The 8,245-nt window shown below is 70.0% G+C and carries 6 protein-coding genes; 4 read left to right on the top strand and 2 right to left on the bottom strand.

What is annotated here, in order from left to right:
- Both RTM68_RS15305 and hrpA read right to left on the bottom strand, forming a co-directional pair.
- Positions 1 to 333 (bottom strand): alcohol dehydrogenase catalytic domain-containing protein (locus RTM68_RS15305; protein WP_312172514.1); only part of this gene is annotated, 333 nt, incomplete at its 3' end.
- Positions 334 to 342: 9 nt separating this feature from the next.
- A complete protein-coding gene (gene hrpA / locus RTM68_RS15300) occupies positions 343 to 4,239 on the bottom strand; it encodes an ATP-dependent RNA helicase HrpA (protein ID WP_312172513.1) in 3,897 nt (1,298 codons plus the stop codon).
- Positions 4,240 to 4,281: 42 nt separating this feature from the next.
- Here hrpA and RTM68_RS15295 point away from each other — a divergent pair, with 42 nt between their 5' ends.
- The 4 genes from RTM68_RS15295 to RTM68_RS15280 form a co-directional block, all read left to right on the top strand.
- A complete protein-coding gene (locus RTM68_RS15295; RefSeq protein ID WP_312172510.1) occupies positions 4,282 to 5,502 on the top strand; it encodes a heparan-alpha-glucosaminide N-acetyltransferase domain-containing protein in 1,221 nt (406 codons plus the stop codon).
- Positions 5,499 to 6,335, top strand: coding sequence for an aldo/keto reductase (locus RTM68_RS15290; protein ID WP_312172509.1), 837 nt, complete (start codon positions 5,499 to 5,501; stop codon positions 6,333 to 6,335). The genes RTM68_RS15295 and RTM68_RS15290 overlap by 4 nt, the downstream gene beginning before the upstream one ends.
- A 76-nt stretch (positions 6,336 to 6,411) precedes the next feature.
- Positions 6,412 to 6,984 (top strand): FMN reductase, encoded by a 573-nt coding sequence (gene msuE / locus RTM68_RS15285; RefSeq protein WP_312172506.1) that lies wholly within the window; start codon positions 6,412 to 6,414, stop codon positions 6,982 to 6,984.
- Between the two features lie 38 nt (positions 6,985 to 7,022).
- The coding region (locus RTM68_RS15280; protein WP_312172504.1) for a DUF255 domain-containing protein at positions 7,023 to 8,245 on the top strand (1,223 nt) is incomplete at its 3' end.

The raw sequence follows: 8,245 nt of genomic DNA, 5'->3' as shown, positions 1-8,245 counted from the left end.
GGGAAGGGCGACGAGCATCTCGACCGGCACGGCGAGCAGGCTCGCGTAGGTGCCGACGGTGTCGCGGATCGCCACGCGGTCGCCGACGGCGAAGGCCTCCACGTCGTCGCCGAGTGACTCGATCACCCCGGCGCCGTCGAAGCCCACGCCACGCGGTTCGGTGATGGGCGGTGAAGGGCGCTTGGCGCTGCGCAGCTTGGCATCGATCGGGTTGACCCCGGCGGCCTCGATGCGCACCACCGCCTCGCCGTTCAGCGCGATCGGATCGGGCACCTCGATCAGGTGCAGCACATCAGGGGAACCGAACTCCGTGTAGACGATCGCGCGAGCCATGACCTCAGGCTACCCCCGCGACGCCAGCACTTTCATGATCCGCTGAGGAGAGACGGGCTGAGCGGTGCCGAGGCGCTGCGCGAACACGCTGACGCGATACTCCTCGAGCAGCCAGCGCGTCTCGACGAGCGCCGCAGGTGCATCGGCCGCGAGCGGGATCGTGCCCCCGGCATCTTCGTAGACCTTCGCCATGCGCTCGAACTCCGTCATACGCGTGCGATCCTTGCCCGGCTCGTTCGCCAGCGTCTTCAGCCGCTCGAGCATCCCGTCGAGGTAGCGCGGGAAGTGCGCGAGGCGCTCGACGCCCGCCGCCGAGACGAACCCGGGATGCAGCAGTCCCGAGAGCTGGGTGCGGATGTCGTTCAGGGGCCCGAGCAGCGAGAGCGAGTTCTGCGACTTGATGCCGCGCTCGACGTCACGCGTCTTGGTGAGGATACGCGCGACGAGCGACACGCAGGCGAAGAGGTCGTCGACGAGCGACGCCGAGACGGCGTCGCGCACACGCACGAACTCGGCCTCGGTGCGGATGATGCCGCCGGGAGCCGCGCGGTCGATCGCACTCTGCACGACGGCGGCGCGGCAGTCCTCGATCAGCGCGGCGGCCGACTGGTAGGGCGACGCGGCGAGTGCGAGCTTCTCCTGGCTCGTGAGGTGCTGCTGCACGTACGAGGAGGGCGAGGGCACGCCGAGCAGCACGAGGCGAAGCACACCTGTGCGGGTGGCCGCGGCCGCCGCATCCGCCGTGGACTCCACCCGCACCGAGACGGTCTTGCCCTGATCGACGATCGCCGGATAGCCGCGCACGACCCCGCCGGCGACGCGCGTGTCGAGCACCTCGGGCAGGTCGCCGAACGTCCAGGTGGTGAGGCCGTCCTTCTCGATCGAGGTGGCGACGGCAGTGGGCTGCGGCCCCTTCGAGGGGCCGGGGCGACGGGGAGGTGCCGCGATCGACCGGGCGACGCTGCTGCGCGCACGGTCGGCGAGCTGCGTCTGCAGCGCGCTGAGGTCGCGGTCCGATCCCACGACGCGACCGCGCTCGTCGACGGCGCGGAAGTTCATGCGCAGGTGCGCGGGCACCCGGTCGTCCTCGAAGTCCGCCGCGGAGACCAACTGGTTCGCGAGCGGCTGGATCAGGCGGGCGAGAGCCTCCTTGAGCGTGCGGTTCGGAAGTCCACCGTGCGACTCGGGGCCCTCTCCGGTGAGCTCGGCGCCGAACTTGTCGGCCCAGTCCGCCGCGGGAACCACGTGACGACGGATCGCCTTCGGCAGCGCACGCAGCAGACCCGTGACCAGTTCCGCCCGCAGGCCAGGCACCTGCCAGTCGAAGCCGCGGTCCTCGATCTGCGCGAGCAGGGGGAGCGGAATCACGACGCTCACGCCGTCGTCGGCGGCGCCGGGCTCGAACCGGTACGCGAGCCCGAGCACCTGATCGCCCTGCGTCCACCGCGTCGGGAACTCGTTCTGATCGGCACGGCTGTCGTCGTCGAGCAGGTCGGCCTCGCGCATCACGAGCAGCTTCGGCGTCGAGGCGAGCTGCTCGCGCCACCACTTCTCGAACGAGCGCACATCGAAGACGTCGGACGGGATGCGCTCGTCGTAGAAGCGGAAGACGGCCTCGTCACCCGCGAGGATGTCACGACGGCGTTCCCGTTCCTCGAGCTTCTCGAGTCTCTTGCGCAGTTCGGCGTTGCTGCGCCAGAACGCGCTCACGCGCTTGTCGATGCGCGTCGGATCCCACTCGCCCTCGACGAGCGCGTGGCGAACGAACAGCTCGCGCGAGGCGGGGCGGTCGATCCGGGCGAACTGCACCCGACGCCGCGGGATGATCTCGACCCCGAACAGCGTCACCTTCTCGTAGGCGACGGCGGCCCCGGCATCCTTCGACCAGTGCGGCTCGGTGACCTGCCGCTTGGCGAGGTCGCCCGCGATCGCCTCCGCCCAGGCGGGGTCGATCGCGGCGACCGTGCGCGCATAGGTGCGCGAGGTCTCGACGATCTCGGCGGCCATGACGGCCTGCGGGCTCTTCTTACGCAGGGCCGAACCGGGGAAGATCGAGAAGCGGATGCCGCGGGCACCGCGATACTCGGCCATCCGCTTCTTCTTCGGATCGACGCCCTTGCCCGTCTGGCGCTCATCGAGGATGCCGATCTGCGACAGGAGTCCCGAGAGGAGCGCCCGATGGATCGCATCCGGATCCGCCGTCCCCGAACCGGATGAGTCCTTGGTCTTGATCAGCGATCGCAGCTGGCGATGCACGTCGAACCACTCGCGCACACGGACGTAGTTCAGGTGCTCCGAGCGGCACAGCCGGCGGAAGGCGCTCGAGCCCAGCTCGCGCTGCTGCTCTCGCAGGTGGTTCCACAGGTTCAGGATCGAGAGGAAGTCGCTCGTGGGGTCGGCGAAGCGGGCGTGCATGCGGTCCGCGTCGTCGCGCACGCTCTGCGGTGCCTCCTGCGACGGGCGCTCGCGCACGTCCTGGATCGACATGCCGGCCACGATCGCGAGCACATCCCGCGTGACGTCGGTGCCGCCAGGACGCCCCGCCTCGATCAGCATGCGGGCGAACCGCGGATCGATCGGGATGCGCGAGATGTCGCGACCGATGCGCGTCAGCGTCTGGGGATCCGAACCCGCCGACGGGCGTACCGCGCCGAGCTCCGTGAGCAGATCGAACGCCGCCTTCACACCCCGCGAATCGGGAGGCGTGAGGAACGGGAACGCCGTGATGTCGCCGAAGCCGAGCGACAGCATCTGCAGGATGACCGAGGCGAGCGAGGTGCGCAGGATCTCGGGCTCGGTGAACTCCGGCCGCTTCTCGAAGTCCTCTTCGCTGTAGAGACGGATCGCGATGCCGTCGCTGGTGCGCCCGGCGCGGCCGGAGCGCTGGTTCGCGGATGCCTGCGAGATGGCTTCGATCGGCAGTCGCTGCACCTTCGAGCGGTTGCTGTACCGCGAGATGCGGGCGGTGCCGGTGTCGATCACGTAGCGGATGCCGGGAACTGTGAGGCTCGTCTCGGCGACGTTGGTGGCGAGCACGACGCGGCGGCGGACGCCGGCGACGCGGCTCTTCTCGAACACCCGGTGCTGCTCGGCCGCCGAGAGGCGACCGTACAGCGGCAGGACCTCGGTGGGGGATCGGTCCTTGGAGTACGCGCCGCGCACGGCATCCGCCGCGTCGCGGATCTCGGCTTCGCCGGGGAGGAACACGAGCACGTCACCGGGGGCCTCGCGGTCGAGTTCGCGCAGGGCCGCGACGATCGCGGTGACCTCGTCACCCTCTTCGCCGCCCTCGGCCGTCTCCTCGTCACGACCCCGATACCGGATCTCGACCGGATACGTGCGGCCCGAGACCTCGATGATCGGGGCGGGGGTGCCGTCCGCCGCGGCGAAGTGCTTCGCGAAGCTCTCGGGGTCGATGGTCGCCGAGGTGATGATGACCTTGAGGTCAGGCCGTTCCGGCAGCAGTCGCGCCAGGTAGCCGAGCAGGAAGTCGACGTTGAGTGAGCGTTCGTGCGCCTCGTCGATGATGATCGTGTCGTAGCGGCGCAGCAACCGGTCGCGGTTGATCTCGTTGAGCAGGATGCCGTCGGTCATCAGCGCGATGCGGGTGTCGTCCGACACCTTGTCGGTGAAGCGCACCTTGTAGCCGACGAGGGTGCCGAGCTCGACCTGCAGCTCGTCGGCGACGCGCTCGGCGATCGTGCGCGCGGCGAGGCGTCGGGGCTGGGTGTGCGCGATGCGCTCGCGCCCGAGCTCGAGGCAGATCTTCGGCAGCTGCGTGGTCTTGCCCGACCCGGTGGCGCCCGCGACGATCACGACCTGGTGGTCGCGGATGGCGTCGGCGATCTCCTCCCGGGCGGCGCTGACGGGCAGCTCGGGAGGATAGATGATCACGGGGGAGGACATAGCCCTCCATCGTATGACGGGATCGACCCTTACGATCGTCGAATGACCGTCGCGCACACCCCCACACCGTGGTCGGATCCGACACCGAGGTCGAATCCGACACAGTGGTTCCACGACTTCGGTCGTCCCCCGCGCATCCTCGGACTCGACGTCGCGCGCGGCCTGGCGATCCTCGGCATGGCGGGGGCGCACATCGGAGTGTCCGCTCCCTTCGATCCGTTCGAGCCGTCGACGTGGGGCGACCTCGTCAACGGGCGCTCCTCGATCCTCTTCGCCGTGCTCGCCGGGGTGTCGATCGCGCTCATGACGGGTCGCAGCGCGGGCCCCGATCCGGCACGATTGCCGAGCATCCGCCTGCAGCTGGTGGGACGCGGTGCCGTGATCTTCCTGATCGGCCTGGCGCTCGAGCTCCTGAACACCCCGATCGCCGTGATCCTCACCCTCTACGGTCTGCTGTACGTCGCCGTCATCCCCTTTCTGCGCTGGGCGCCATGGAAGCTGCTGCTCACGGCGGCCGTCCTCGCCCTCGCCGGACCCGCGCTGCTCGCACTCGTGGCAGTGCTCGCGCTGCATCCGTCGGGCCCCGGCATCGGACTGGTGTTCTACGGGTCGTACCCCATCACGGTCTGGCTCGCCTTCGTCTTCGGCGGCATGGCACTGGGGCGGCTGCACGTCGAGAGACTCGAGACGGCGGCGGGAGCTCTCGCGGTCGGACTCGCCCTGATGGTCGTGGGCTACGGACTCGGCCTCGTCGGTGCGCTCGCCGGTCTGGGCGGTGCAGACGGCGCCTCGGGGTCCGGCGCGGCGATCAGCACGGGCTGGAGCACCTATCCGGCGGCCGTGGCCGACGGCGACCCGGTCGGCGCGGTGCTCGCCGGTGTATTCGGCGTCGACGCGCATTCGGGCGGCACCGCCGAGATCCTGGGGTCCGGCGGATTCGCGCTCGTCGTGATCGCGCTCTGTCTGCTGCTCAGCAGGCCCCTGCGCTGGGTGCTGCTGCCGCTCGGCGCCCTGGGCTCGATGCCGCTGACGGCGTACAGCGCGCATGTGCTCTCGACCGCGCTGATCGGCGGTCCCGGCGGCTTCTTCACGAGCAACGAGTTCTGGGCGGCGACCGCGATCATGCTGCTGCTGGCCACGTCGCTGTGGTCGATCCTCGTGGGACGCGGTCCGCTCGAACGACTCGTCGGCAGGGCGGCGACCGCCATGGCGACCGCTCCGGCGGCCCCGCCCGCCACGAGTGCTCCTAGGCTGGATGCATGACGATTCCTGCACTCGAACTGAACGACGGCAACTCCATCCCCCAGCTCGGCTACGGCGTCTTCAAGGTGCCCGCCGACGAGACCGAGCGTGCCGTGAGCGAAGCGCTCGAGATCGGCTACCGTCACATCGACACCGCGGCGATCTACGGCAACGAAGAGGGCGTGGGCGCGGCGATCGCGGCCTCCGGCATCGCTCGCGACGAGCTCTTCATCACGACGAAGCTGTGGAACGACCGCCACCACGACGACGAGCCGAATGCGGCGATCGCCGAGAGCCTCGAGAAGCTCGGTCTCGACGCGGTCGACCTGTACCTGGTGCACTGGCCGACCCCTGCGAAGGACGACTACGTGCACGCGTTCGCGAAGCTCGTCGAGCTTCGCGAGGCGGGGCTGACGCGCAGCATCGGCGTCTCGAACTTCCTCGTGCCGCACCTCGAGCGCGTCGTCGCCGAGACCGGCGTGACCCCCGCGGTCAACCAGATCGAGCTGCACCCGGCCTACCAGCAGCGCGACATCGTCGACTGGGCGACCGCGCACGGCATCCGCATCGAGTCGTGGGGCCCTCTCGGTCAGGGCAAGTACGACCTGTTCGGCACCCCGGCGATCGCCGACGCGGCCGCCGCACACGACGTCACCCCGGCTCAGGCGGTGCTGCGCTGGCACCTGCAGAAGGGCTTCATCGTCTTCCCGAAGTCGGTGCGCGCCGAGCGCCTGCGCGAGAACCTCGATGTGTTCGGCTTCGAGCTGACCGATGCCGAGATCGCGGCGATCGACGCGCTCGACCCCCTCGACGGCTCGGGCCGTGTGGGCTCGCACCCGAACGACGTCAACTGAGGCGTTCCGTTTCGACAGATGACGCCCCGTGTCGCCGACCGCGACACGGGGCGTCGTCGTGAGTAGCGTCGACCGCATGACAGCTCCCTACCGTGTCGTCGCCGTGTCCGGCTCCCTGCACGAGCCCAGCAAGACCACGGCTCTCATCCGTGCGATCGCCGGTGCTGTCGCCGAGCGTGCCGAGGTCGAGATCGAGGTCATCGAGCTCACCGACATCGGGCCGTCGCTCGCGGGTGCGCTGCGCAGGGACCAGCTGCCGGAGCGTGTCGAGGAGAAGCTCGTCGCGATCGAGCAGGCAGACCTGCTGATCGTGGGCAGCCCCGTCTACCGGGCCTCGTTCACCGGACTCTTCAAGCACCTGTTCGACTTCGTCGGCCAGTACGACCTCGTCGGCAAGCCGGTGCTGCTCGCGGCGACCGGCGGCGGCGAGCGCCATGCTCTGATCATCGAGCACCAGCTGCGCCCGCTGTTCGCGTTCTTCCAGGCGCTGACGCTTCCGGTCGGGGTCTACGCGAGCAACACCGACTTCGACGGCTACGTGATCAGCTCCGATGTGCTGCAAGCGCGGATCACGCTCGCCGCCGAGCGCGCTCTGCCCCTGGTCGGGTACGCCGCATCGCGCCCCGTCGAACCGCTGCTCGTCTCCTGACCGGCCCGACGGGCCCTGCACGCGCGTAGCGTGAAGGTATGACGAACCGGCTCGCCGACACGCTCAGCCCCTACCTGCGCGCCCACGCCGACAATCCCGTCGACTGGTACCCGTGGGGACCGGAGGCCTTCGCCGAGGCCGAGCGCCGCGGGGTGCCGATCCTCATCTCGATCGGCTACTCGACCTGCCACTGGTGCCACGTGATGGCGCGGGAGTCGTTCGCCGACGCCGAGACGGCGGCGGCGATCAACGAGAACTTCGTGGCGGTCAAGGTCGACCGCGAAGAGCATCCTGACGTCGACGGCGCCTACATGGCCGCCGCCTCCGCGTTCACTCAGAATCTGGGCTGGCCGCTCACCGTCTTCACGACGCCGCGCGGTCGCACCTTCTACGCGGGCACCTACTGGCCGCCGGTCGCGAGACAGCCGCTGCCCGGGTTCCGTGATGTGCTCGCCGCCGTGCACGAGGCGTGGACCGTGAGGCGCGCGCAGGCCGAGGAGTCGGCGGATGCCGTGACCGCGGCGCTCGCCCAGGCGGCTGCGTCCATGCCGTCGGACCTGCCCGATGCCGAGGCGATCGCGACGGCCGCCGTGTCGATCGCGGAGCGCGAGGATCCGCAGTTCGGCGGCTTCGGGGGTGCGCCGAAGTTCCCGGTCGCCACGACGCTCCGCTTTCTGCAGACGCCGCTCGTGCGCAGGGAGGCACCGGATGCCGCGGCATCTGCCGAGCGGGCACTCGGGGCGATGAGAGCATCGGCTCTGCGCGATGAGGACGGCGGATTCTTCCGCTACGCCACCCAGCGCGACTGGACCGTGCCGCATTACGAGCGGATGCTGACCGACAACGCACAGCTGCTCGAGGTGGCACTGGATGCGGGCGACGAGTCGACCGCGCGGGGGATCGCTGCCTTCCTGTTGCGGACACTGCGCAGTGACGGTGGGGGATTCGGTGCGGCGCAGGATTCGGAGTCGTGGATCGACGGGCAGCGCAGCGAGGGCGGCTACTACCTGCGGCCCGTGGCCGAGCGCGGTGAGCTCGAACCGCCGGCCGTCGACGGCAAGGTCATCACCGGCTGGAACGGGCTCGCGATCGCCGCGCTCGCGCGTGCGGGGGCCGCGTTCGCCGAACCAGAGTGGGTTCGCGCCGCGGTCGAGGCGGCCGAGCACGTGCTGCGTGTCAACCGTGACGGCTCGGGAGATCTGGTTCGCGCCTCCCTCGACGGCACCGCCTCGGCGGCGGTGGCGACGACGGCCGATGTCGC

Source organism: Microbacterium sp., from assembly GCF_031988965.1.
Classification (GTDB): Bacteria; Actinomycetota; Actinomycetes; order Actinomycetales; family Microbacteriaceae; genus Microbacterium.
The sequence above is the reverse complement of the archived record's forward strand: the minus strand, read 5'-3'. Positions and strand labels throughout refer to the sequence as shown.

Excerpts from the sequence above, each read along its gene's own strand:
- hrpA (WP_312172513.1), bottom strand. The coding sequence starts at position 4,239 with ATGTCCTCCCCCGTGATCATCTATCCTCCCGAGCTGCCCGTCAGCGCC.
- RTM68_RS15295 (WP_312172510.1), top strand. The coding sequence starts at position 4,282 with ATGACCGTCGCGCACACCCCCACACCGTGGTCGGATCCGACACCGAGG.
- RTM68_RS15290 (WP_312172509.1), top strand. The coding sequence starts at position 5,499 with ATGACGATTCCTGCACTCGAACTGAACGACGGCAACTCCATCCCCCAG.
- msuE (WP_312172506.1), top strand. The coding sequence starts at position 6,412 with ATGACAGCTCCCTACCGTGTCGTCGCCGTGTCCGGCTCCCTGCACGAG.